Source organism: Candidatus Hydrogenedentota bacterium, from assembly GCA_019695095.1.
Classification (GTDB): Bacteria; Hydrogenedentota; Hydrogenedentia; order Hydrogenedentales; family SLHB01; genus JAIBAQ01.
The window spans coordinates 1-26,023 of the sequence record JAIBAQ010000087.1; the positions used below are offsets into that span (position 1 = coordinate 1).

Below are 26,023 nucleotides of genomic sequence, written 5' to 3' on the forward strand. Positions count from 1 at the left end.
CGTCTCAGACTTCCTGCGGCACACCTTGGTCATCATCGCGCTGAATGACCGACCAATAGGGACCCGCAATTGAACGTAGTTTGTCCTTCTCTTGGATGAGGGATTCGTCGTCTGATTCGAGCCAGGCGCGAAATGTCTTCAACTTCGTGTGCACGGTTTGGTATGACTTCTTGGAACGGCGGGCCACTTCCGTCAGGTTCCCACTGCATTCTTTGATCATGCGCGCGAAGTACTCCCGTTCAAGTGAGCTAACCAAGTCGTCCAATGGCTTGCTTGTATCCGTCAACGCAAGCGGCAGGCTACTCGTGAGCTTTTCAATACCAAGGGCACGAAGAATGTTCTGGGGTAGATCTTGAACAGTAATCTCATTCGTGTCCGGGGGACACAGTGCATGCGCGACTTCCACGTATTGCATCAGTTCCCTGACATTTCCGGGCCACGGATACGACCTGAACAAGCCCATAACTTGTCGAGTCACGTGTTTACGCTTATCCTCGGGCAAGGTGGAGTTGAGCGCTTCGATTTGCTTATTCACCAACAGGGCAATGTCCTCACCGCGCTCACGGAGCGGCGGCAGGGTAATGGTCAAGGCGTTCGTACGATACCAAAGTTCTTCGAGAAGCAATCCCTTGTCGCAGAGCTCTTTCGGGTCTTCGCTCGCGGCAAGAATGACGTAGCAGTTGGTTGTTCGCACTTGGGTTCCGCCCAGCCGCCGAAACTCGCCGGTGTCAAGCACCTTAAGCAACTTTCCTTGAAAGTCCTTACTGGTCTTGCCAATTTCGTCGAGAAACAACGTCCCGCTTTCAGCGATCTCGAACAAGCCCGGCTTTGCCGAAAAGGCTTTATCGTGGGCGCCTTTTTCATAGCCAAACAGTTCCGATTCCGCCAGAGTGACAGGGATTGCCGCGCAGTTAATCTCCTCGAAGCGCGCAGCACGATGATTGGATGCCTGGTGCATGAGACGGGCCATGGCGCTTTTTCCGGTTCCCGATTCTCCTAGAAAGAAGACGACGGAGAGCTTGCGATCATGACGTTGCGCGGGCAGATAGCGTGTCGCGGCCTGTTCTGCGTAGTACAGCGAAGTGCGAAACGACGGCGACTCCCCCCATATTCGCCCACCCTCGCACAGATCCTTCATTGGCGAACTAATCTCGTGGCGAATCGCACAGGGCGTAGCGGCCCGGTGGGTCTCGAGTTCCCTGAGCGTGCGAACAAAAGGGTCCATCATGCGGAGAGCGACGGCAACGACCGTGTGAACGTCCTCCATATTGTCTTCGCGGTATTTTGGGGCAATGCCTCGCGCGACCAGCACTGAGGCATGTTCTTCGCCCTGATATGGGTAACGGAGCACCCATGCGAAAGAAGCGGGCTCACAGAGGTCGACTCGCATGACGGATTCAGGGCGGGGGGACACTTCAAGAATGCGGCGGACGGCAAGGGTAGAGTCCTCGGAAAGATTGCGTCCTCGCAGTTCCCCTCGGATGCGAGAGGCAGGCTGGTCAAGAAGAAGCTCCACACGCTGGGCGGACAGATGCAAAGCCATGAGGTGCCTGAATTGAGCCTCCGCATCATCGGCCCGTCGCGCGCTGCCGACGAGGCCGGCGAGGTGCATGAGGGCGCCGGCCCAGTGCAGGCGACCGCCTATTTCGCGCAATACCCGGTCGCTATGCAATTCGGGCAGTGCGAAACGGTGAGTCTCAGTAGCACCTGTGTTGGTAGCGCCGAGCCATGTCGACTGGACGCTGTCAAGTAGTCTTTGGGATAAGTTCTCGTGAGTGATACGAATTACGACCTCGCCAAGACGCAAGGTGACTGGCAATTCGACTTTCGTCGGCGAGAGCACAATGCGCTCATTAACGAAAGTGAAGTTTACTGAGCCGAGGTCCTCTACCCAGAACACATTGCCGTGGCGGAAGAAGCGCGCATGAACGCGGGACACGGAAGCACGGAGTTCCTCCGGAATAGTGTGTGGGACAATGAGGTCACTTTCTTGCCCACGTCCTAGGCGAAGCGAAATTGGCTGTCCGCGATCGGCGATGGCACTCCAACCGGTGTCGAGTCCGTCCAGACTGAATAGAATTGAATTCGGCATTGGTAGACTACTTTCTCAGGTTCTTGTGCTTGAGTGAGTGGATTGTACCGCAGTGGCACAAATAGTGCGAAGACAAAAGCGAGCCAGTCAGTGAAACAGACGCCAGCAAGACGGTTAGTCTAGCCGACATGTCCGTGATCTGATTCGTGCAGCACATCCGGCGATTGGGATGGCCATTTGCCGAGCCACGACAGTAGGGTCTTTTCCTCGATGCCGATAGCCTGGGCTGCCAACTTCGTGGATCCATTGAAGCGAGACAGCAGTCGCTGGAAGGCCTCTTCAGTTTCAAAGACATGCGTGGTACCTGTCGGATGATTCTCAGAATGTCCCAGGCTTTGGGCGTTGGGTTCGCGATGTGAGTTGCCGTCGTGTGGACTAGTCATTGCGTCACTCCAATCCAATCAGCGCGGTCGGAGTGAGCGGCTCGTTCAGATCCGCCCACCCCGTTCCGCTTGCGGGCCGTGGCAATGCCCCATTTACACGGCACGCTTGAAGCAAGAGAGATGCAACTTGCGCGCCAAAGTCAGAAGTTGCGTAAGTGATTGCTCTAGCGTGGAGGGAATGAGTTACCTGTGCGGGGAACGGCAGGAGGCTATCAAGTCTGCGAGATGACCGAGGGCCCGTAATCCAGTTATTGGATACGCATCGCGAGCGGGCTAGTTCCGATACGCGGTAATAGAATCAAGGGGAGCGAGACGTATCTTGCTCCCCTTGGAAACGGCCAATTCCAGGTCTCTACTGAATAGAGACGTCAACAGCTATGAGCTCTTTATCATGTCCAGTTGGGTAAACGTAAGGAGTATGTTACCGATGGCCTGCGCCTGCCCCAACAGGATGCTGGGAAGGTTCAGAATGGCCGAAAAGACGCCAATGAGATTGAGCACGGGTTCAAACTGAGCCATGGCAGGATTGCAGCGGGAGGTAGGTTTCAGGTGCTTCATCGGTCAGGTTCTCCTTCGATCGTCGGCTGATTGTCAGAAATAAATCACCGTAGAGATTAAGAAACGATTCTGGAAGGCATCTTCGTTAAATCCCTCGATACCGCGAACAAAGTCCGCGTTCACATCATGACCGTAGCGGAGTTGATACGCCAGATCGATATTTACCCTTCCTTTCGCGAGCAGGCCAAGGCCGATAGTGGCCCCCCAGAAGTTGTCAGGCTCGTGCGTCGCCGGTTCCTGATCGTAGAAGAGTCCGGCTCGCAATGTCCACAGTCGGTCGAGTTTTTCCTCAGGCTGCCGGGGTATGAAGACGTATTCAGTTCCGAATCGTACGGTGTACGTGCGTTCAAAGCGAGGTGCAAACCAAACAGCTTCGAGATTGCCGCCGTTGACCAGCGATATGCGGTTATTGCTACCCCCACGGAAATAGAAGTCGCTCCAATCGGTTGATGTTATGTCGAAAGACAAGGTCAACCTATCGTTGGCCCGATAGGACACGCCTGCTGCAAGGGTAGCCGGGAAATGGACGTCGCGCTTCTCCTTGTTTGTGAAAGGTGCCAACTGCAGTGGCATTCCGGAGGCACCCGGAGTGAAGGACATGATAGACCGAGACGACGTTATGGAGTAGTCTGCTTCCCCAGTAAAGGCGCAGTCAAATCGCGCACCTACGTTCCACTTGTCGGTCACGTTCCAGAGCAGCCCGAACGTGGCGTTTTCTCCTGAAAAGTCGCTGTACTCCTCTTCCTTGCTGAACTGAGTATAGAAGAGGTTGGCGCCTTGCTGGGCAAGCGAGCGGCCCTCGATGGTTTGCGTCCAACTGTTATCCGAAATCGGCGTGCTTCGCCAGAAGTTGGCAGCCACGCCAAGTGAAAGACGCTTGGTCAGTTCAATTGCAAACGCCGGAGTGATGGTGCTAAGGCTGCCATCCTGCGTGAATTCCGTACGGTCATACTGACTCAGGACATTGCCGTCATTCCGTGTCTGCCCCGAGTTGTACTTCAGTTTGAATTGGCGAGAGAAATCATACTTCTGCTGATAGTAGAGACCAACGGACATATTCCGTCCCAAGACCAAGACTGGCAGTGGGTAGGTAATACTCAGGAAGTTGACGTCTATGCTCTTTTCGCGATGCCATGAATCGATCTCGTCATGCCAGCTTGCGCCGAACTCCTCGATGATTCCGTTGTAGGATCCAACAACGGAAACTTCAGGCCGTTCCAATTGAACGAGGCCTGCAGGATTCCATGACGCAGCGGTCGCGTCGTCAGCCACGGCAACGAAGGCATCCCCCATGCCGGCAGCGCGCGCACCAGAACCCACGGGACTTGGCGAGACGCTGAATTCCAATTCCTGGGCATGCACAAGTGTAGACGCTGCAGCCCATAATATGAACAGTGCGCGGCAGGCGCGTTTACTTGGTGATGACATAGTCCCCCGGCGTGATAGGTTGCGGCGCTGCGCTTGGTTTACTTATCACAACGTCTGCAATGCTTGAGGTGTCGTTCAGGGAACGTACCAAGCCCTCTCCCAATAGCGTGATTTCACGGCCGAGAACCTCCTTTGTAGCGGGATCCAGGATGTCGGGGCCGTAACGGTAGACCAGGCACTTTGTTGACTCGCGCACGAGGCTGAGACGGCCTAAGGTCGAAACAAATGACTCAGGGATAGCACTTACCTGGCGTTTGGGTTCGAAACCTGCAAGGGCACTCTGTACTTCGACGGCGAGTCTTGCGCCCACGCGCCTCAGGTCGTCTTCGGAGGCAAAAGGAGCGTTGGCCTCGCTCCGCTTGATAGTCTCCGATGTGGCAGTGTCTATCAATTCGGCAGAAACCAGAAGCTCCTTCGCGCGCAAAAATAGTTGCCCGCGAATGAGCACATCGGCCGCCAGGGTCTTGCCCGTAGCAAGCAAAGCGTCACGCGATCCGAGAGCCTCACTGAGTTGTTGCTCTGTAAGCAGGTTGGCCATCACTTCACGATTGACAAACTTCAGCGTATTTGAGTTGCGCAATGACCGCTCGAATTCGTCTTGAATCACTTCGGCCTGGGCTTCGGTCAATTCAGAATTGGCGGCGGAAAATCCAACGATTGCGATCACGGGACTTACTGAAGAGTATGAAGCGTCCGAGAGTCTGCCCCGGATATCTTCGACCTCCCCCTGCGCTCGGGGAAACTCCTGTACAACACGGAGGGCGAGATCGTCAATCAACTGTTGAAGTTCTTCCACGGTATCGGCACGTCCCGCGACGTCCGCGCGGGCAATCGAAAGGCCGGTTTCTGTGCTGAATGCCTCCATGACGACTTCCAACGAAGTTGGGTCTCGGCGAGCTCGGCCAATTACGACTGCTTCAGCAGGAGTCACTTGGGTGAGGGTAAGGCGTCCTTCGCGTGAGCCAAGTACAGCGCTAAGCTGCTGCTCATCCAGAATCTGCGGCATCAAGCTTCGGTCGGCAAAGTTGAATCGATTTTGTTCGGCCATACTCTGGTTGAGGCGGTCATACAGAAATTCGCGCTCGCCTTCGAGCTTGGGAGCATTACCAGCCCAGACCAATCCCAGAGAGGTCACGGTGAGACGGTTCTCGGGAGCCTCCAGGATAGTGGGTTTCCTTTCGACGGTGACAGTAGCGCTGCCGGAGTTGCCATGAGAATCACGTGCGGAGGCTGTAAACGTGTTTGTCCCTTCGCTTAGCGAAACGCGACGGCTGACGTACTGGATGGCACGGTCGGGGATTAGCGTGAGCGAGTAGCTGTTGATAGACCCATCAGCGACTGGTCCAGTTCCCTCAATGCGTACCGAAGCAACGATCTCATCGCGCTGATACTGCTGGCCGTTGCGAAGGTTCTGGAAGTCGATGCGCAGGGGGGGAGGAGACTCTGCAGAAGGATCACCCGAGGCAAGACGCAACAGAATCGGCGGCGCAGTATTTCGAGAGTCTTCAGGGCGCCAGTGAGGCTGGACAGATCCCATCAAATTGAAAGTCAGGCGCAGTGCATCGCCGGGGACCACGCCTTTTGTTGTGTTACCGAGGTTGTCCTTGGCTTCATACGTGAGTGCTTGTCCTGCGCTATCGGGACCCGTGACGTCGATCACGAAAGCAACAGATCCGTTGCCACCGAGGGTAAGTGTTGCGTCATTCCCCGCAACCTTAAGCGATGCCACCCCGTCCGGGTCAAAGACAACCCCATGTACAGTGCCTGGAACTACGATTGGCGTGTCGAAACTGACGGCAGGGCCGTCGAGGTCAACTTGCAGCTTCAGGGATTGCGTAGCGCGCATACCGGCGAGGTCTTCGGCGATAACGGTAAGGTCATTAATACCGGGTGTCAACGTTACACGTTGAGAGAACAGAAACTCGCGTGAAGTAACGGGAACCTCTACCTCATGGTCGCCCACCCACAGGCGTGCAATGTAGTTCTCGCTCGCGGCGACACCGGATATCTCCGTCTCTGAAACGCCAAGCGCATCCCCCTGTGGCGATTTGGTAAACGTGATCGTTGGAGGGGCGTGCGGTCCAGACCTCGCTTGGACGAGTTCTCGGCGGGAAAGATTGAGGAAATAGGCCGCGCGAGCGGAATAGCGATATCCCAGGCTCACCTCAAGTTCCGAGGCGGCCTCCTCAAATCGTTTTTGATAGTAGTAGGTTACTCCCAGTTCACGGTGCGGGAAATACTCCGGCACGAAATGGAGACCATAGGTGCGGGCCCACAACTGATCGCGCCCGCGCTGACGCACTGCAGTCTGGAGATCCTGTTCCGCCTCCCTGAAAAAGCCGCCATCTTGAAAAGAACGACCCCGCTCGTAGTAATTCCACCACCTTCCTCGAAATGCCCCCTTTGTCACACCATATTGGACGCCGTCCTTTTGATACTGTGCTCTATCGCCGCCGGTCGTGGCACACCCGATGGCGAAGGTCAATATACATGCGCCGAGCGCTGCCAACCTCACATGATTCATTGTCCCCCCTGCCCTTCTATCCAAGCACTGCGCACGTACCATCCCTCGGGAGGAATACTGTCGGGCGTCAGGTTTTCGAGGCGCACCGTCGCCGAAGACTGCGCAATAGAGTCCTCGACGATAGCGAGGCGATCCTTCAAAGAAGGCTGCCCTGGTGACATGAGAATCTCAAATCGAGTTCCGGGAACCACTCCCACTCCTGCGCCGATATCTATCTCTGCCCTGCCGTCCTTCGCGTACAAGCGACCTTGCAGGGGGTATGCCTTTCGAACAGCGGACCATATCTCATCGGCCACAGCCTTGGCCGTTTCCTGGATACCGACCTGCGGTCTGACGGGAACCATACTGGCACTGACTTGCCTCGTACTCTCCGTATCGACGATGTATGGTCGCAGACTTTCCTGGCCTTCGATGGAAATGACCCTGACCTGAATGAGAAGGCGAGCGCCAAGAACTTGTCCGAGTCGAAGCTGTGCGGTCTGTGAGCCGAGTAATGAAGAGATTTCCTGCTCCGATAGAACATCTTGAATCAGCTCGCGATCCACGAGCGTCATGGGAGTACTCTCGGACAGCGAATCGCCCACCAGCATCGGAAGAATATCGATCAGCCCGCGCTCTGCAACGACGATACTGCCCGAAGCTTCGGCAGGTAGAATGATGCAGGTAAGTGGACGGCTCTTCCAGGGATCGTCGACACTCGGAGACGCAACACCGCTATCGATAAGTTGCCGAATGCTTGCGGCCCGTTTGAGCACCTGCTGACGTCGCACATCGTCCGCGGCATTGTTCACAATGCGGAGATAGCCGTCTGCAACCTCTGCGTGATTAGGGGACACACTGCGGAGGTTCTCGAAAGCACGAGCGCACTCATCGAACTTCTTGAGATGGAAGTAGGCCTGACCAAGCGCCAGCAAGCACTCGGCCTCCTGCCATTTGTAAATGAAAGGACCGGTCTGGGCACGTTGCAGCACATCGGCGGCCTGTTCGTACTGCGACGCGCTGATGTCAAGTGCGCCTACCAAGGTTTGCAGGTAGGGGGTCTTCGCTGTTTGGAGAGCATCGGCAAGTGAGGCACGCGCCTGCTCTGCATCCAATTGCTCACAGGCAACTGCCGAGAGCCCCTCCGTACGCAGGGCGACCTTGTCAACACTGCCAAATGCTCTCGCAGCATCTTCGAATAGTCCTTGGCGCAAGTAAGAGTAGCCCAGACCATAGTCAGCCTCATCTGAAGGCGACTGCCCCATCGCGGTAATGAAAGCTGCCTCTGCGGCTTTGGCGTCACCGGACTCAAGAAGCATATCGGCATGTGCAAGGGCCACACTGGGCTTGTTTCCCCCCGTCACCATTGACCATAAGCCGCCGACAGCAATGAGCAGAACAGCGAAAGATACAATCAAGTGCCAGCGCTTCGGCCGCACAAGTCCCGAGTTACCTCGCAAAGCAGGCGGGGTCACGTGCGTAATTTGGAGTCGCGACGATTCAGGCAAAACCTCGTTAAGATCCTGGGCAAACTCGGCAGCGGACTGATAGCGATCTGTTCGCTTGTGTGCAAGGGCCTTCTCAACAGCATGAATGATTCCGGCAGGCAGGTCGGCGCGACGATCACGGATAGGCACGGCGTTATTCTCGACTATATTCCGGATAATCTCGCCAGCGGTACTCCCTTCGAAGGGGCGCTGTCCTGTTAGCATTTCGTAAAGCGTGACACCTAAGGAGAAGATGTCAGAACGATTGTCAACGGGCTGGGCCGTGGCCTGCTCGGGCGACATGTAGGGAGGCGACCCGCTGACAGTACCCGCGATGGTGGTGTCAATGGAATCGCTGTATCGGCTTAGACCAAAGTCTGCGAGTTTGATAGGACCTGATTCGGTCTCCAACAGCAAGTTGGGAGGCTTAATGTCACGATGGATAATTCCTTGATCATGTGCATAACTCAATGCATCCGCGCACTGAATGGCGAGAGGAAGGGCACTCATCCAATCAATTCCTTCGCGGTGCCCCTTGATTAGGTCCGCAACACTCAGAGGGAGATATTCAAGTACGAAGAAACTGTGTTGGAGGTATTCGCCCCATTGGTGAATCTGGACGATGTTGGGGTGACGCAGGCTTGCGATAGCGCGCGCCTCGCGCTCAAACAGTTGCCGATGCTTGGTATCGAGCTGGTTGCGAAGAACCTTGAGGGCGACAGGGCGGCAAAGCATGGTGTCGACAGCTTTGTAGACAGAGCCAAATCCTCCTTGACCGAGGATGGTCTCAACTTGGTATGTGCCGATCCGTGCTCCAAGAATTGTGTCACGGACAGTTGCATCATCCGAAATATTGGAGGGGCTCGGACTATTGCCAAATTCAACCACCCGGGCCGGGGCTGAATGATTGGCCTGCTTGTCTCTCAGTTCTTCTGATTGTTTCCGCCCGGGTATAGTGCTGTTGTCATCCGTCATGCTCGGAATCCCCCGAACTTGAACCCTGCACCTCAGCGATCCTCTTCCTTCTGTGCTACCCTCAGTACCTCGCTGAAGTCTGACTTTGCTCATACTATGTCAACCTAAGGTCTTGATTCGCAACATAGAATATGTGGGAGCATGGTCCGTGCCAACAGGAGGGTTCAGGCACGCTTTGCACGGCAAACCCCAATGCAATTAAGCGAAGCAGCAATATGCGGATTGGTCTCGCCAACGTAGGGAGGGAAGCATGATCAAGACTTTGGATAGTTCCGGACGCCGAGTATCAACAAAAAGTAGACTGTCATCCCCCAAAACCCCACCGACTGCCTCCTCCCTTTCCTGGACGCGCTTCAACGGCAGGCTGGAACTGCCGGTTGACTCCTGGGGAAAGCAGCCCCAAAGCGGGAATCCGACGCCTCCTCAAATTCCATGCGTGGGTTGTAGTTAGTCCCTGCATCGGGGAATCATCGGCCCGCACAAATGCCCCGGTGAGAGCGCCAAATTCTCTGCTTGAAGTGCCGCACGAGAGCGTAACGTTGAAGCAACGATATTGACACATGGTCCTGACACGTACGTCAGACTCCACCGCCGAAGCGCCCGAAAACAACACTGCGGGCTCCGCCACCGTCGTCTCTTGGCTGGCCTATTTGTGCGAACGCATTCCCATCGGAATGGTCAGGTTGTTCTCTCGATTTGGAGTCAATTCCAGCACTTCATCTTTGGTTTCGCCTGACCATTGGTTCAGGTGTACGGCGATCTTTGAGCATGAATCATCGGAAAGTGGTTGCAGATACAATGTCGCCAGTTGGCCGTCTTCAGATATCGTTAGTCGGAAAGTTAAGGGGCCGAAAGGGGTGGCGACACCATTGAGTGCGGTCGTCATGCCGGGCCTGGCCCAAAAAGACAGTGCCCGTTAATTCGTCAAATGCGATAGTCGAGGCAGACCGTATCGTAATCCTTGCCTTGCTGTCGGCGACTACTTTTCCTCGGTTATTGACCGTTACACGCATTAAGCCAACTCGCGGCGGACGCGACGGCATGGACAAGGCATCGCCACAGGGTAGATATGCATAGGCATCGCGCGTAACCGCTCCAGCGATAACGGAAGCTTCATCAGGCTTCTTCTCGAACACCCACAAGGCGTTGAGGATAGGATTAATTTCCTTGGCGGAAGGCGCTGCAGCCACTTCGACGTCGATAAAGCCATCCCTATTGGCTTCCGTGGCCTCCGTACAGACGACGAAAGGACTGTTCTTTCCAACTTTCTTAACGGTGTCAACCGTCTCAATCGTTCGACCTTCAATCTTGAGATCAAGTACGCGCTGGCCTTCTTCAGTCAATGCACCTTCGCAAAAACCGAATACAACCCAGAATGTTCTATCCGGTTGAGCCGCAAAACGGTAGCGAAGCGGATGGTTCATTCGCATATAGACATCTTTAAATGCAGGCTCAGCATCGGAATTCGGCTGGGCCCACGCGCTACGGGGACGATGGTCGCCAGCCACCTCGAATCCGCGCGCCAAGCTCGTCTTCACCGATTCTGGGGTTGGTGCCGCGAGTGATTGGGCAGCATTGCCGGCTACCGCAAAAGCGCACAGTTCAAGAGCGAGTGACTCATTACGCATAAACGTCGTCAGGATTGGAATCCGTGCGTCCTCAAGAGTCTGCCATACCCATTCCGTATCGCCATCGGCGAAACCCACTTCTACCCTCGTACCGAAATCGCCAAAGGGTCCAGGATAGTCGTAGAGCAATGCACCCGATTTGTCTACGAGCGTCTTCTGCCAATCATCAACCAGACAGATTGAGGTCTACCACTCGGGCGGCTGAAACCGGAAGTCTACTTCATATGGTTTTCCGATAGATGCTCCGGTCTCCAACGCGGAAGATATCGATACTATCACCAGACCAAGCGCTACTATTGCCAGCGCTCTTCTTGAGAATCCCCCGTGCAGGAGAACGGGAGTCATTTCTGTAACCTTTTCCATACTTCCATGGTGCGAGACCGTTACTTAACCCACATCCTCTCAATCTCCTCGAGGGATTTGCCCTTGGTTTCCGGGACATACACGAGGACAAACAGCAACGTGACGACGCAAAGTGTTCCGTAGACCCAGAATGGGAAGCCCCCATGGAACTTGTCCAGGAGATACGGGTTTTCCGACATCATGGGGAACGTCTGTGAAACGATAAAATTGGAGGTCCACAGGAACATTGTGGCAATGGACATGGCGCGTCCCCGGATTCGAGTCGGGAAGATTTCCGAGAGCACGACCCACACTACCGGCCCCAGGGACAATGCAAAAGAAGCTATGTAACCTAGAATGAAGATCAATGCCCATGATTCTATGCGCTGCATGTATGCACCAAAGCCGATCGCAAAGAGAGAGATGCCCATGCCCGTGGCGCCAATCATCATCAGAGGCTTGCGGCCCAGCTTGTCCACGGTGCCTATCGCTACCAGCGTGAATAGCATGTTGGCCGCGCCCACTACCACTGTCTGCAATAGTGCGGCGTCTGAGCCTTCTCCAAACTTCTTGAAGATCTCGGGGGCGTAGTACAAGAAGACGTTGATCCCCGTAACTTGCTGCAAAACCGCGAGTGTGACACCTATGACCAATACAAATCGTATGCCCGGCTCAAATAATTGGGTGATGGATTCACTCTTGCGTTCCACGGCAGTCTCGATTTCTTTCAGCTCTGCCTCGGCGTGTGTCGATCCTCCGACACGCTGCAGTATCACCTGAGCCGCATTGCGGCGGCCCCGCTTGCAGAGCCAACGCGGAGACTCAGGCACGAAGAACAACAATATCAGCAATACCAGTGAAGGCAATGCCTCTGAACCAAACATCCAGCGCCAACCAGCTTGTACGTTCCACGCCTCGTCTCCTTGTCGCGCGATGTAGAAATTGACGAAATAAACCGCCAGCATTCCTGACACGATGGCCATTTGGTTAATCGACACCATCCGTCCACGCAGATGGGAAGGGGAGATCTCGGCGATATACATGGGGGAAGCCATCGAAGCGATGCCAACACCCACCCCTCCCACGATCCGGAAGATAATGAACTCCGTCAGGTTTCGTGGTAACGCCGTGCCTATGGCGGACACCAAGAACAAGATCGCGGCCAGAATCAACGCGCGGCGTCGCCCAAATCGGTCACTTACTTCCCCCGCCACCATCACGCCCAAGATGCATCCGACCAGCGCACTTGATGCCGTCCACCCAACTTCCGTAGGACCAAGCGTGAACCGCGTCTGCAGGAATCCTATCGCTCCGGAGATAACCGCCGTATCGTAGCCGAACAGGAGCCCTCCCAACGTCGCGACCAAACAGACTCCGGTCAAATAGAGTAAACTTCCCTCTTCTGCCACTGCTTTGTTGCTCATGTCAGTTCCTTGTTTTCCTGAGCCGATTCTTAGTAGCAAACGCTAGCATTAAGGCGCATGAAAACACCACTTGGCAGTATTAAAGACAGGATAAGACGAGTTTTTCATACGCGTGATTGCAGCGCGTCGGGCGGTGAAGGCGGCTGTCTCGTCTGGCCTTGATCAGGAAGGAAAACACCGCGCTCCAAGGCATTCTTGATGCGGTGCGGCCAATTCTGAACGGAAGCCGTCTATGGCCCAAAGGCTGCCGTTGTGCATCTCACGTCACTGCACATCACGATGCCGTGTGCCATGCTTTTCGCCACTCCTCTCTTGGTGCAGAGCATGAGAGTCGGCGTTCCCGGAGCTGCTCGTCTTGCGGATACCGAGTTACGGGCTCTATTCGGGTCTATTCATGACAACATGGGGTTCACACGCAGTACTCAATCCGGCTGCTTGATCTTAGCGTCGCGGCAACAGAGATCGAACTCGTAAAGCGAGTCAGGCGTATTCAAGTTCACCCATTGCAGGTCGTACTCCTCTGGAACTGCTACAAGGGCTGTCTTCGTGTGTGCTGCAAGAGAAATGGGGCGGTCCACTGATTCGATCGCGGCCATCAACCGATGGTCATACCATGCGAAGAGCGGCTCGATCTGGCCTGACTCACGCCGTTGCGGCATAACTGCCCAACGCCCCGGAATACGTTGCTCGAGCAGCCATCGCACGGCCTCGCAAGTGACCAACGGCATGTCGCATGCCAGGAAGAGCCAATCAGCGCGGGGATCCCATCGCATGGCGGAGGTTATACCGGCAATCGGCCCGCGCTTACCAGGCGCATCAGGCAACTGAACGTGTCCCGATAATGCGCCGGGAAGCTCGCCTTCACCCAGTAAACAAACTGAGTTCACTTCGGATGCGAGGATCGCGACTTGCCGTTCCAGCCACGTCTTGTCATCCAATCGCATGAGGTGCTTGGGGCGTCCCATGCGGGTAGAACGTCCTCCGAGAAGAATGCCTGCGTGCAGCGGCACGGCTTTCATGGACTCTCTGATCAACTTGGAGATGAGCGCATGGGCCACGCTGACGCGGTCTTCATTCCACCCGAGTTCAGCACGTGGAGCCTGAGAATGGAGAGGCGGATGATTCTCCTTGGCAGACCGGAGCCGAAGTTTTGCAGGTAATACACTGGCCGAAAGTTCTTCCACAATTACCAGATCGTGCTCGCGCAGCATTGATTCGCAGGCGTGGAACAACGCGAGGTCGTCCCTGGATGCGAGACGGATAGAGCGCTGGTCGATTTCGTGCGAAAACACCGTAGCGCCTGCCTTGAAGAACCTGGCATTGTCCTTGCGCGTGTGGTCGACGTCGAACGGATGCGTATTGTGCTTTATGACTGCAACAGCAAGGCCATCGCGCAGCAGCCGGGGCACAAGCTGTTCGATTAGTGTCGTCTTTCCCGAGCCGCTGCAGCCACAGATACCGACCACGGGCCAGTGGTGCGGCAAGTTCATAGCGCGGCTACGGGAGTCGGATCGGCGGTCACGTTGGTCAGTCGCGGTCCGCAGTCAGTGGTGTCGCCCCGCAGTTTCTGCAGACCGTGAGGCAGTGCAGGCAAAATCGCGTTTAGATTCTCAATCGCCGACCGTTCCGAACCTGGTAATGAGAGTATCAAAGTCTGCCCAAGTATTCCGGAGGTTGCTCGACTGAGCATGGCATGATGCGTTCGCTCGAAAGATGCGCGACGCATGGCCTCATCGAGTCCGGGGGTCAAGCGTTCTACGACCGCGCAAACGGCCTCCGGGGTCACGTCGCGCGGTGAGAATCCTGTACCTCCGACTGCCACAACAAGGTCGATACCGTGACCACTGGCATAGTGCTTGAGGCGATCTTCGATTTGTTCCTGGTCGTCAGACACGATCTCATTTGTGTAGATGTGAGACGGCAGTTGATCGCGTAATTGCTGAGCGACGGCCGGGCCGGCGGTGTCGATGCGTTCGCCCCGTGACCCCTTGTCGCTCACCGTTAGTACTACGACCTGAAACAACTGGGGAGAAATGGTTTCAAGCACGTCTACGGGGTCGCCCACGACAACACTTCCCCCCGTTCGAATGCGGACGAAGACGCCGCGGGTTGGCATAATGCAGTCGCCTGCCTTGTAGAAGATCTCGCAGCGATTGTGACAGACCTTTCCGCGTTGGGTCACAGTCAACTCCGCGGTGGCGCCGACGCGAATACGGCTTCCCAAGCCAAGCGATGCCAAATTAATACCTGCGATCACCAAGTTTTCGCCGAAAGCGCCGGGCTCGAGATTCTGCAGACCCTTAGAGCGCATCCACTCGATGTCCGAATAATCCAGCAGACTCAATTGGCGGTGCCAGGGCCCGGAATGAGCGTCTCCCTCCAGTCCCTGGTTAACAATCAGTTCACCATAGCGTAGAGCGCGTTTCTGTATACCTCTTCGTTCACTGATGCAGATAGCTTCAAGTCGTCCCATGATATTCAGTCCTCCCGCACCGTCAGATGGGGTGCTGTCCAATCTCCGGATTTCCCGCCAGACTTTGCCAGCAGGCGAACGCACGTAATGACGATGTTCTTGTCGGCAGATTTGCACATGTCATATACAGTTAGAGCCGCAACCGTGACCGCCGTCATCGCCTCCATTTCGACCCCCGTCGGCCCAGTGCAACGGGCTTCAGCCACAATGACCAATTCTTGTTGCTCGAAGCAGATATCGATATTCACGGTATCCAGCATGAGCGAGTGACACATGGGGATAATCTCGGCGGTACGTTTTGCCGCCATGATTCCAGCGATACGCGCCGTCTCCAGCACATTTCCTTTCGCGATTGCACCGGTGTTGGCTACTTGTGCCGCCACTTGGGGATTGAGTCGAACTCGTGCCTCAGCCTTCGCGGTGCGGCGAGTCAGCGGTTTATCGCCGACATCTACCATCCGGACACGGCCGTGATCATCCAGGTGGGAATAGAAAGGATTTGTCATTGTTTGGTTGGCTCCGACTGAAGAATAGTGCCGCTAAAAGGAAATCGACGCAGAGCTTCTGCCAAAGCGCCGACCATCATGCCAATGAGGAAGCCGTTAGGTAGCCAGAACGCGATCAGACCGACGCTCAAGGCAATCGCTCCATCGAATCGTGGTTGCAGTGTATCTCTTACGCAAGTCATTAGAGTGATGGACTCAATCAGGAGGATTGCTCCCAGAACGGGCAAAGGGAAGAGAGCCACAATGTCATTGAAGCCGAAGAAGCAAGCGACCCCGATTCCCAGATAGAAGAGACCGTTAATGACGACCGTGCCGCCTGTGCGGCCACCGAATGCGTATTGGCCCGCCATGCCACCCGAACCATGACAGACCGGAATTCCTCCACAAAGCGCAGCAATGAAATTGAACATGGAGTATGTGACTCCAATCTTCCTCAGTGTGACACGGCGCTCGGGAAACCAGTCGTCGGCAAGCTGCCGGGTGGCGAGCATTGAGTTGCCGATTGAGAGGGGCACTTGAGGTAGCGCTAATAGAATCAGACCTAACCAGAGGTCCTGCGGAGCCGGTACAGCCGGCGCTTGAAAATGCATTGAGAAGGGACTGAGAGTACCGGGATCCGCTCCTGTGGAGAGAGCGTAGGTTACGCCGATGAGCAACACCATAATCGCGCCCGGGAAACGCTTTTCTCGCTTGAATACAAGAAGGATGGTCAGGCACGTCACCGAAAGCAACCACCCTGAGATGCCATGGGAAGGAAGGTATTTGCTCAGTGCCAGCCATCCAAGACTTAAGCCCAAGCCGAACTGAACACCGCGAATGACGCTCCTGGGAATCAGCCTGGCAAGCCCATCGATTGCCCCAGCGAGAGTCAGCACGAGCATGATCACCGCAATGGAAAAGGCACCTCCAGAAATCACCGACGGATCGAGCTGGTGCGCGATGACTAACGCAGCCACGGCTTTGAGGGGTTGAACGGGCATCGGAATGCCATAAATAACTCCCGCTGCGATTTGCATTAGTCCAAAGAGCACGAAGGTCCATCCACTGTCCATGCCGCTGGCCAGAATAACTCCGGCAAGCAGTGGCAGATCGGTACCCAGATCACCAAAAGCACCGGAGATCTCGCGTCGATCGAATCGCAAGCCGCACTTAAATTGCGCGGAACGCGCGTTGGCGATGTGCGGCATTGACTAACCTCCTATTCTCGCCATATCTCGCTGCCTGGACAGCTCCCGAGGCAGCATCTTCATTGCGAGAGCATCTGCCACTGCATCCGCCAAGAGACCGCAGTCACCCTTGGCTGCCGCGCTTAGCGCCGGCAGAAGGTCAAGGCTCTCGGGATGGGCCAGACAGCCGAGGAGCCGGCCGTCGTGAGTCAAACGCAAACGGTTGCATCCATCGCAGAACGGCTGACTTGTGGGGGAGATGAAACCACACATGGTTCTGCGCCCCCGACTGTCTTCCACCCAGAAGTTCCTGCTGGTATCGCCTGCTACACCGGGTATTTCTTCGAATTCGTAGTCTGTTGCCAACCGGTCCAGAACCTCACTCGACGACAGAAAGCGTTGACTGAATGTGGCTGCGGCTACGCCAATGGGCATGAGCTCCAGAAAACGGACTTGGCATCTCGTCCTAAAGCCGAATTCAAGCATATTGACGATTTCGTCGTCGTTAACTCCGCGAAGAACGACCATGTTTAGCTTTACTGGACTCATCCCTTGGACAAGCACGGCATCGATTCCGGCAAGAGTCGCGCACAAGTCCCCACCACGCGTAACCTGCGCGAATGTTGCGGGGTGTAGCGAATCCAGGCTTACGTTGATTCGGTCGAGCCCACTCTTGCGCAAGATCGGAGCTTGCTCAGCGAGCCGTTGTCCGTTTGTGGTAAGCGAGAGATCAGAGATTCCAAGTTCGAGACATCCGGCTATTAGTGCCGGCAGATCGCGGCGAAGCAGAGGCTCGCCGCCGGTGAATCGCAACTTGGCAATCCCAACTGTTTCGTGAAGTAGGCGAACCAAAGACAAGAGCTCTGCGTTTCCAAGCCGGGGCCGATTCGAAGGATGCGATTGCGCGTTCGTCTCTGCCCTGCAATAGACGCACCGCAGTTGACACGCCTCAGTCACGGATATCCTCAGCGAAATACCTCTATAAATCATGAGAAGAGACCTCCCCAAGGACGGAAGGCTACGGGTGTGCCCGCCTGTACTTGACCCAGATTGGGATCCAGAAGGATTGCGCCATCGACCGTTGCACTTGTCACGAGGTCCGCGGAACCGGTAGGAGGCCGGGGGCTCACATAACTGCCGTTGGGTTTGTGTGCGATCTGGGCCGGAACGACCATCAATCGTTCACTATCGTTCCTCATTTCGTTTGTCAACGGGAGGACCAACTCAGGACGGCACGTTTCGATCGGGCATCCAGATAGACGGCGAATCGCGGGCAGCACCAATTCATAGAAGCCGACGACGCTGCTGAGCGGATTTCCGGGCAGCCCAAAAATGGGAATACCGTATGGACTTCGGGCAAACAGTTGCGGTTTTCCCGGCTTCATGGCAATACCGTGATAGATAATTTCGCCGCCGAGCCCCTGTATGGCCTTCGGCACGTAGTCGTAGAGTCCGGCGGAAATGCCGCCGGTCACTATCACCACATCGGACACCGCGCAAGCCGCGGCAATTGACTCAATCGTTGCGTCCACATTATCCGGCACGGTTTCGCATGCCACCTCGTGGAAACCAGATTCGGCGAGGGCTGCCGCAAGCATAGGCCCGGTGGAATTGTATATTTGATGTGAATCGGCAGGTGCATTCACATCGGTCAGTTCCGCGCCGGTGTTCAGGATACGTATCCGCGGGCGACGATACACGCAGACAGTGGCTCTCCCCGTCGTGGCGATTAGCCCAATCTGACGCGAGCCAACCCGCGAGCCCTTTGCAAGCAATGTGCTTCCCGAGCGAGCGTTTCCTCCCCTTCGATAGATGTACGCACCTTTCTCTGGTAACTCAAGGATGCAAACCTCGGCGCAGCCCGCCCCATCGGAGAATGAGCGAGTCGATGTCTGCTCGACAGGCACTACTGTGTCCGCATCGAGTGGGAGATTGGCACCGGTGAAGATTCGGTGACAATGTCCGGGATGCGTGTGAGGCATCTCCTTCGACCCTGCAAAGATCTCGCCAGCGACAATCAGGCGAGTGTCCGTCCCGGTTACGTCAGCGTGGCGCAACGCATAACCATCCATGGCGGCGCAATCGAATCTCGGGATGTCCTCACTGGCCAAAACGGACTCGCCCAAGTATGCAGCCTGCGCACGAGCCAACGGCACGTGGTGTGTCTCAAGAGGGGTGATTTCGCGCGCCAGGATTTCCCAGGCGTGCTGAAGCCTTATCATCTCAGTCTCCTTTCCAAAAGACGGGAGGCGTAGCCGTTTCCCGCAGCACCCTAACCGGCCTCCAGCCCATGGGGAAGATCTCCCTTTAGGTCTGGCGGCTCGGAGACTTATGTAAATCAACGATTGATGTGCATATGCACTCCCGAATTTGTTGGCTATGCGTTAACGGAGCATTGCTTGTCCGGCTGGCGCTGAATTGAGCCGCTGGTGATTATCCGGGCGCGCAAGCCGCCTCTGCCCTGCATCGCGTCTTCGGCGCCCGGCCCGAACGCGCGATTCATCCAGTAGCAGGGTTTGCATTCTTCGGTGCCTTCAAAAATGACCCCTTGAATGTCGAACCTTTTCCCGACGAGCGCATTAAGGTCGAGTCCTTGGACCACCACGTTGCGCCGCAACACGGCGGGCGGCTTGTCGTGAATATTAAGCGCCTGACACAAGTCGCAAAACACGTCCCAGTCAAAGAATGTAATTTGGCCTTTGAAGTTCTCTTTGTAACCGAAATAGCGATCCCCTTCGATGCCCTTGCCGGCCACACAGTGCGCCGTTTCCAGTTCTGTCAGAGGGAAGGCATCGGGCTCTCGTCCGTGATGGCCACGATAATTGTGTCCCGGAGATATGTAGATGTGGTGAATGATCTGGTCTTGCCTGCTCATCGCAGAAGACTCGCCACAAGCTGCCACGGGCTGGGGGGTATTGTTATTCAGCATTTGATCTCGGCTCCTGCTCTGGCGTAGTACCACCAGTTCAGTGCAAGGCAAGTCACGTAGTATGCGGCGAACCCGTACATGGCGTACTCGGTAGTCCCCGCCTTGATTTGCATGGCGAACACCGTGGGAATCAGAAAGGCGCCGTATGCCGCCACTGCCGAGGTCCAGCCGAGTACGGGACCTGCCTGGTCCTTTGAAAAGATGATGGCAATCATGCGGAACGTTGAACCGTTTCCGATACCGGTGGTGGCGAACAGAAGGACAAAGAGCAGAAGAAACGGGATGAAATACGTTTCAGGTTTTGGCGAGACACTGGCAAGCTTGATAATCCGGCCACTAGCCAGCGCCGCAAAAATCATAATGACTGTGTCCCACTGCGTTACGCGCGCTCCTCCGAGCTTATCGGATATCCAGCCCCCAACAGGTCGAATCGCCGCGCCCATCGCCGCGCCAAGAAAGGCGTATTTGAGAAAGTCTGGCGCATTGGGATTCACCACGGCCTCGGCGAGCTTCATCCCGTGTTCGTCGACGCGAATGTAGCCGAAGACGTCTTTGAGCAGCTTTGGAAACGCGCTGGAATAACCGATGAAACTTCCGAAGGTCATGACGTAGAGGTAGGTCATGATCCAGTTGTGCTTGTTGCCAAAGATCGCGAACTGCCTTTTCAGGTTCTCTCTCGTAGGTTTGGGCGTTGCGAATCGCATCAGCGCCATGGTCACGGCAATCGCCACGACGACATTCACCAACGTAGCGCCCAATTCCGTTAGTCCGCTAAGACCCCATGCCTTCGATTGAAGCAATAGCCAAATGGAGACTGCGACGCCGCCGTAACCAAGTAGTTCCAGCCAAAGAAACTTCCCAACCGCGGACAGGGTCGATCCCGAGAAGTGCAGAGGCAGGTTGTCCATCAGGAAGTAGGCGAGCAGAAGAAGGAAAGCCAATATCGGCACCCATACGAAGCCCGCGTTGTGCAACCATACGGGCGAGCCTTTAAGGATGAACGGTTCGCCGCCAAATAGACCGAACGTGACAATCCACGGGATGACCAATTGAAACACGGAGACTCCCAGATTGCCCAAGCCTGCGTTGAGTCCCAGCGATAGCCCCTGCACGCGCTTCGGAAAGAAGAAATTGATGTTTGACATCGATGATGCAAACGCGCCGCCGCCAATCCCGCAAAGGGCTGCCAGTACAACGAAGGTGAAGAACGGCGTTTCGGGATTCTTGAGGGCAAATCCAGTGCCCAGGGCAGGAAGCATCAGAAGCAGCGTGGTCATGAACTTGACGTTACGGCCGCCACAGATTGCAATCATGAATGAGTTGGGAATTCGTAGCGTGGCGCCAGACAATCCCGCTACCGCGGGCAACGTGTAGAGGAGAGCTTGGTAGGCGGTTCCTGTCAGCGGCTCGCCGCCCGGACTGTTAAAGTCGAACAGGGCCGCGTTCGTATCGTGGACGCCTTGTATGATGCTGATGATTACGCTCCAGTAGATCCAGACACCAAAGGCCATCAAGAGGTTTGGTATTGAGATCCAGAGGTTGCGAAATGCATGCCGCTTGCCCTCGGACTCCCAGAACGAGGCGTCTTCCGGTTCCCATTTCGTAATTGCGCCCATGGACGTTGTCCCCTTTGCACCCTGCTGCTATGCGTTTTCTGTGACCGTGGCGACGTGTTCGATACGGCGGGCATGGCGCTCCGCCTCTTTGTTCATCATGTGTTGGATTACGGCGTGCATCCACCAGAGGCAGACCCCGGACAGTGCGGCGAAGAAGAACCAGCAGGTAATCCACAAGCCAGTCCATTCCAGCATGTACCCAAAGAGAATGGGACAGAAGAAACCGCCGAGCCCGCCAAGCACACCCACGATCCCTCCAACAACGCCAACTTCTTTTGGAAAGTAATCGGGAATGTGCTTATATACCGCCGCCTTCCCAATGCCCATCATGATTCCGACGACGAATACGAGACCGGTGAATACCCACACATTGGCCTGAAAATAGATGTGCGTCATACCCGAGGCCAACAGTTGCTTCTTCTTCACGGTATCTCCCGCGGCAACAACAGGCTCCTGCCAAGTACTTAGGGCAGGCAAGATAAGCATGTTGGTATCTTTGGTATCCGTATCGCCGGAGTTTGCGCGCAGCGGGTAGTGAATATCGCCTACTACAATCTCGCTTGGCGTTACGCTGGTCACCGTCCCCCCGCGCTTCGCGATGATCCCCTTCCCGGGAGAATGAATATCCATACGCGGCACAATGAGCAGCGCACAACAAACAAGGCACGAACTCAAAACCCAGTACATCACCCGGCGAGCGCCGTAGCGATCCGAAAGGTAACCGCCCAACGCACGGATGACACCGGACGGAAGACTGAAGATGGACGCGAGCAGACCCGCCATGGCCAACGGCATCATGTATACGCTCACGTAATACGGAATAAGCCACTGGGCAAGCGCTACAAATCCGCCGAATACGAGGAAGTAATAGAGTCCAAAACGCCACACGCGCGCATGACGCAAGGGCGCAAGGCGTTGTCTGAAGCTTGTAATGTGCGAATCGTCAACCCTTTTCGGCGATGCAAAGAGCACGAAGAGAACCGTCATTGCGAGCAATGCGACGGCGTAGATACGCGGCATCTGCCGCCAGGCCTCCACGTTTTCCCCGTTATCCGTGAGCCACCGAAGCAGAATCGGCGCCCCCATGCTCGTGAGCGCCGCACCCGCGTTACCTGCACCGAAGATACCCAGCGCCGTGCCTTGATGCTCCCGCTTGAACCATACCGACGTATAGGCAATCCCAACGGCAAAAGACGTTCCCGCAATGCCAAACCCCAGACTTGCCCAGAAGAAATGCGCGTAGGTTGTTGCGTAACTCAGGAGAAACATGGGGACTGCCGAAACGAGCATCACCAGGGCGAACACATACTTGCCGCCAAACTTGTCGGTAAGAATTCCGACGGGCAACCGGACCAGGGAGCCGCTCAAAACGGGGATGCCAAGAAGCCATCCAATCTGTGATTCCGTAAACTGGAAGATGTGATTCTCTACCAGAAACGTCACGAGCACGCCGTTCATCATCCAGCATGCGAAACAGACCGTGAACGCAATCGTGTTCAGAGCAAGTACCACGTATGCTTTTCCAGGTTCGTGCGAGTGCATTGCTATCCCTCTTGCATCCTTTATGCTCTAAGCGCGTTGCGCTTCTTCAGGTTCATCAGCCTTGCCTCGATGCAACACCAGATCGAACCACTTCAGCAACGCATTCAGACCGTACACGCCGGCGCCTGTGGCCAAGGCAATCATGACGATGTGAAAGGCGTATCGCTTCAAGTTGTGTACAAACAACCGAAACGGAATGCCGCTGCTTTCGTCCACGGGATGGGTACCTGCGACGTATTCGTCCGCGTCACTGATTCCGTCGTGATCGAGGTCGCTGTCCTGTCCCAATGCGGAAGGCAGGTCCTGCGGGTGCAGACGCAATTCCAGGAACTTCGTTTTGCCTATCGTCGCGATGATCTTGTTACCGAACTCGTTCAGAATGGGATTGTGCGGGTTCTTTCCAGGCTCAAATGCCGCCCTCGCTTGGTTAAGTTGATTCATCTCTTCTTCAGAGAGACTGCCAATCTGCCCGGGCTTTAATCCTGTGGGTCCGTCAGGGTGCTTGTGACACATGGCGCAGTTGGTGGTGCGGCCCGAATGCGACTGCACATATTGCTGGAATTCGGGGTATGCCCACGCCCATGACGCAATAAGACAGAAGCCCATGCTAATCGACAACCCTCTACACAGGTTCATTAATTCGCTCCCTTCAAGAAGGTGTAAATGGCGTCTCCAAACACCGTGATGATGACGAGATACATGGTGGCTGCGACCGCCACAATCGACAGGGTTCTCCTACTGGTCCTCCGGAAGATCCATGGCGTAGCGAACAGGACGGCGCCCGCGACTGTCATGGCCAACATAACGACCCAGAAGGGAAGCAATTCCAAGGGGTAATACAGGAAGAAGAAGTACCATTCCGGCTTGATGCCATCTGGCGTGGATCCCAATGGGTCAAACGGTTGAAACAGCGGAAACGAGAAGAGCGACTCGAAAGGCAGGCATAACGCCACGACAAAGACCGCGAGGAATACGAGACCCCACAACGAAAAGTCCTTTAACAGGAAGAAGGGGAAGAATTTCTCCGTGCGGCCGGTGGGTCGGTCAATGCCTTTGCTCATGCCGTGCAATTGCACCAGCAACACGTGGAGTCCCAGCGTTGCAAAGACCATAAGGGGAAGGATAACGACATGAAGCGCGTAGAACCGGCTAAGAGTTGCTTGACCTACCGCGGCCTCGCCTTGAATCAGCTCTTTTATATGGCGCGGAATTTCCGAGAGGGATCCGGGCATGTACTGGCCCGCCTCCTCGATGCTCTGCAAGCCCACTTTCGTTGCGTTTACCGCAATCTGATGCCACGGAAGCAGGTAACCGGTGAAGCCAAAGCCGAAGGTGAGCATGAACAAGACCACGCCGGTGATCCACGTCACTTCGCGCGGCCTTTCGAAAGCCTTCATGGCGAAGGTGGTGATCAGATGCGCGAATAGGCACAGGATCATGCCCGACGATCCCCATGCGTGCAGATTGCGTATCAGCGCGCCCCCACCAACGTTCTTGGTGATGAACTCCGTCGAGGCGTGCGCGTCGCTTACGGTGGGCTGGTAATAGAAGAGCAGCATGATGCCGGTTCCAAGTTGCACGAGGAAGAAGAACAGAACCAGCCCGCCAAAGTAATAGGCCCAACTCATGCGATGGATCGGGACCTCTTTGCTGCCGACCATTTCGTCGTAACTGAGGTGCTCCAGCGGAAATCGTTCCCGTACAAAGGCGCTCAATTCGTTCAGGCGCTCCGAACTCATTACGCAATCTCCTCGTAGCGCTTAGCGATGTAGACCATGCAGCCTTCCAGCTTGTCCGGTGAAACCTCGCCCTCCTGCCTGCCGTCTGGACCTCGGCTCATCAACACCTTTCCTTCAGCATCCATAAGCGTCCACCCCAGAAGAGGCAAGGGTTTGGTCGCAGGCGATCCGGGTTGTGGCACTCCGGTTTTCAAATCGAAATACGACATATGACACGGGCACAGAACGCGTCCGTTTGCGTCGACCGTGTTGGCGACCGTGCATCCCAGGTGCGTGCACTTCGCGCTTATCAGTAGAGGAAGGCCGGAGGCATCTCGATAGGCGAGCGCCGGGCGCATCTGATAGTCAATGAAGTACTTGCCATCCTGAGGCGAGAGGTCCTTCAGTTGGGCGACCAGGATGTAGTCATTGCGCATGCGCTCCAATTCCAGTTCGCGCTCCTCAGCTGTCATTTCCAACCGCTCAAGGCGCTTGCGCAGCAGGGTAGCCTGCTCTTCAGGTGTCATGTTGGGGCCACCAAAGAACCGCACCAACTTGTCCAATACACCCACGCTGAGGAGTCCGCCCGCTGACCCGAGCCCAATAGCTCCCTTCAGGAAGAGACGACGCGATTCTTCCGCCGTCTTGAGAACTGGCGCCATATGACGAACTCGCCGCGCGTTGGTCCATATCACCTGCTGTGGGGCGCGCCACAGATAGTGCAGAGGGAGAGAGAAGACATGCACCAGTCTTGAAAAGGGCAGCAGCAACACAATCACCCACGCGGTCGCGATGTGCAGCCGCACCGTCGGAGGAAGAGACTCCACGAGCGTCACGTCGGGACGAAAGGTGATCAGACTCCATAGATAAGGCGTAGTCGTTTGCACGGACCACATGGACCCCCATCGGTGGCTCGCCGCAGTCTGAATTCCGATGAGCACTTGAGCGATGAAGAGTCCCAAGATAACCAAGTCCACGGGCGTCGTGACCGCTTGAAGGTGGCGCGACAACAAGCGGCGGACCAACAAGACCACGAGCCCAATCAGTCCCATGAAAGCGGCAATTATTCCAACGACCTCAAGGGCAATGACGGCGTAAGGGTGCGCTGTGACGCTCTGCCAAAGCGACGGGAAGAGAAAGGGAAGCAGGTGACCAAGAAAGACAATCAGAATGCCGATGTGCCAGGGCATCGATCCCCAGAACAGTTGCTTGCTCTCCAGGAACTGCGACGATAGCGACGAATAGCTGAATCG

20 protein-coding genes and 1 riboswitch are annotated in these 26,023 nt (G+C 55.7%); all 20 genes read right to left on the reverse strand.

The annotated features are described in order from the left end of the window. Positions 1 to 4 precede the first annotated feature (4 nt). On the reverse strand, positions 5 to 2,092 hold the full coding sequence (locus K1Y02_14965) for a sigma 54-interacting transcriptional regulator (GenBank protein MBX7257659.1): 2,088 nt from the start codon (positions 2,090 to 2,092) through the stop codon (positions 5 to 7). A gap of 119 nt (positions 2,093 to 2,211) precedes the next feature. Next, positions 2,212 to 2,475, reverse strand: a complete 264-nt coding sequence (locus K1Y02_14970; protein ID MBX7257660.1) for a hypothetical protein — start codon at positions 2,473 to 2,475, stop codon at positions 2,212 to 2,214. Positions 2,476 to 2,850: 375 nt separating this feature from the next. After that, positions 2,851 to 3,033, reverse strand: a complete 183-nt coding sequence (locus K1Y02_14975; protein MBX7257661.1) for a hypothetical protein — start codon at positions 3,031 to 3,033, stop codon at positions 2,851 to 2,853. Positions 3,034 to 3,066: 33 nt separating this feature from the next. Further along, complete coding sequence (locus tag K1Y02_14980) at positions 3,067 to 4,461, reverse strand: outer membrane protein transport protein (protein ID MBX7257662.1); 1,395 nt, start codon at positions 4,459 to 4,461, stop codon at positions 3,067 to 3,069. Next, complete coding sequence (locus K1Y02_14985) at positions 4,445 to 6,985, reverse strand: hypothetical protein (GenBank protein ID MBX7257663.1); 2,541 nt, start codon at positions 6,983 to 6,985, stop codon at positions 4,445 to 4,447. The genes K1Y02_14980 and K1Y02_14985 overlap by 17 nt, the downstream gene beginning before the upstream one ends. Then, positions 6,982 to 9,426: a protein kinase gene (locus tag K1Y02_14990; protein MBX7257664.1), complete on the reverse strand. Its 2,445-nt coding sequence runs from the start codon at positions 9,424 to 9,426 to the stop codon at positions 6,982 to 6,984. Before K1Y02_14990 ends, K1Y02_14985 begins: the two co-directional genes overlap by 4 nt. 818 nt (positions 9,427 to 10,244) lie before the next feature. After that, on the reverse strand, positions 10,245 to 11,132 hold the full coding sequence (locus tag K1Y02_14995) for a hypothetical protein (protein ID MBX7257665.1): 888 nt from the start codon (positions 11,130 to 11,132) through the stop codon (positions 10,245 to 10,247). A 305-nt stretch (positions 11,133 to 11,437) separates the two neighbouring features. Next, positions 11,438 to 12,820, reverse strand: a complete 1,383-nt coding sequence (locus tag K1Y02_15000; protein MBX7257666.1) for a sugar porter family MFS transporter — start codon at positions 12,818 to 12,820, stop codon at positions 11,438 to 11,440. Positions 12,821 to 13,242: 422 nt separating this feature from the next. After that, positions 13,243 to 14,310 carry a molybdopterin-guanine dinucleotide biosynthesis protein B gene (gene mobB / locus K1Y02_15005; GenBank protein MBX7257667.1) on the reverse strand — a complete coding sequence of 356 codons (1,068 nt, stop codon included), beginning with the start codon at positions 14,308 to 14,310 and terminating at the stop codon, positions 13,243 to 13,245. Then, positions 14,307 to 15,293: an MOSC domain-containing protein gene (locus tag K1Y02_15010; protein ID MBX7257668.1), complete on the reverse strand. Its 987-nt coding sequence runs from the start codon at positions 15,291 to 15,293 to the stop codon at positions 14,307 to 14,309. Before K1Y02_15010 ends, mobB begins: the two co-directional genes overlap by 4 nt. Positions 15,294 to 15,298: 5 nt before the next feature. Next, the gene (moaC, locus tag K1Y02_15015; protein MBX7257669.1) at positions 15,299 to 15,799 is read right to left on the reverse strand and encodes a cyclic pyranopterin monophosphate synthase MoaC; all 501 of its coding nucleotides are present in this window, start codon (positions 15,797 to 15,799) and stop codon (positions 15,299 to 15,301) included. After that, on the reverse strand, positions 15,796 to 16,986 hold the full coding sequence (locus K1Y02_15020) for a putative sulfate/molybdate transporter (protein ID MBX7257670.1): 1,191 nt from the start codon (positions 16,984 to 16,986) through the stop codon (positions 15,796 to 15,798). The genes moaC and K1Y02_15020 overlap by 4 nt, the downstream gene beginning before the upstream one ends. A gap of 3 nt (positions 16,987 to 16,989) precedes the next feature. Then, positions 16,990 to 17,955 (reverse strand): GTP 3',8-cyclase MoaA, encoded by a 966-nt coding sequence (gene moaA / locus K1Y02_15025; GenBank protein MBX7257671.1) that lies wholly within the window; start codon positions 17,953 to 17,955, stop codon positions 16,990 to 16,992. Further along, positions 17,952 to 19,187 carry a molybdopterin molybdotransferase MoeA gene (locus K1Y02_15030; protein ID MBX7257672.1) on the reverse strand — a complete coding sequence of 412 codons (1,236 nt, stop codon included), beginning with the start codon at positions 19,185 to 19,187 and terminating at the stop codon, positions 17,952 to 17,954. Before K1Y02_15030 ends, moaA begins: the two co-directional genes overlap by 4 nt. Next, positions 19,178 to 19,304, reverse strand: a riboswitch (molybdenum cofactor riboswitch). (Overlaps the previous gene by 10 nt.) A gap of 38 nt (positions 19,305 to 19,342) precedes the next feature. Next, positions 19,343 to 19,840: a molybdenum cofactor biosysynthesis protein gene (locus tag K1Y02_15035; GenBank protein MBX7257673.1), complete on the reverse strand. Its 498-nt coding sequence runs from the start codon at positions 19,838 to 19,840 to the stop codon at positions 19,343 to 19,345. A gap of 47 nt (positions 19,841 to 19,887) precedes the next feature. Next, entirely contained in the window at positions 19,888 to 21,510 is a 1,623-nt protein-coding gene (locus K1Y02_15040) for a hypothetical protein (GenBank protein ID MBX7257674.1), read from the reverse strand. Between the two features lie 27 nt (positions 21,511 to 21,537). Continuing rightward, entirely contained in the window at positions 21,538 to 23,052 is a 1,515-nt protein-coding gene (locus K1Y02_15045; protein MBX7257675.1) for an MFS transporter, read from the reverse strand. 27 nt (positions 23,053 to 23,079) lie between these two features. Continuing rightward, positions 23,080 to 23,688, reverse strand: coding sequence for a hypothetical protein (locus K1Y02_15050; protein ID MBX7257676.1), 609 nt, complete (start codon positions 23,686 to 23,688; stop codon positions 23,080 to 23,082). After that, positions 23,688 to 24,791, reverse strand: coding sequence for a cytochrome b N-terminal domain-containing protein (locus tag K1Y02_15055; protein MBX7257677.1), 1,104 nt, complete (start codon positions 24,789 to 24,791; stop codon positions 23,688 to 23,690). Before K1Y02_15055 ends, K1Y02_15050 begins: the two co-directional genes overlap by 1 nt. After that, positions 24,791 to 26,023 (reverse strand): respiratory nitrate reductase subunit gamma (narI, locus tag K1Y02_15060; protein MBX7257678.1); only part of this gene is annotated, 1,233 nt, incomplete at its 5' end. The genes narI and K1Y02_15055, both read right to left, overlap by 1 nt.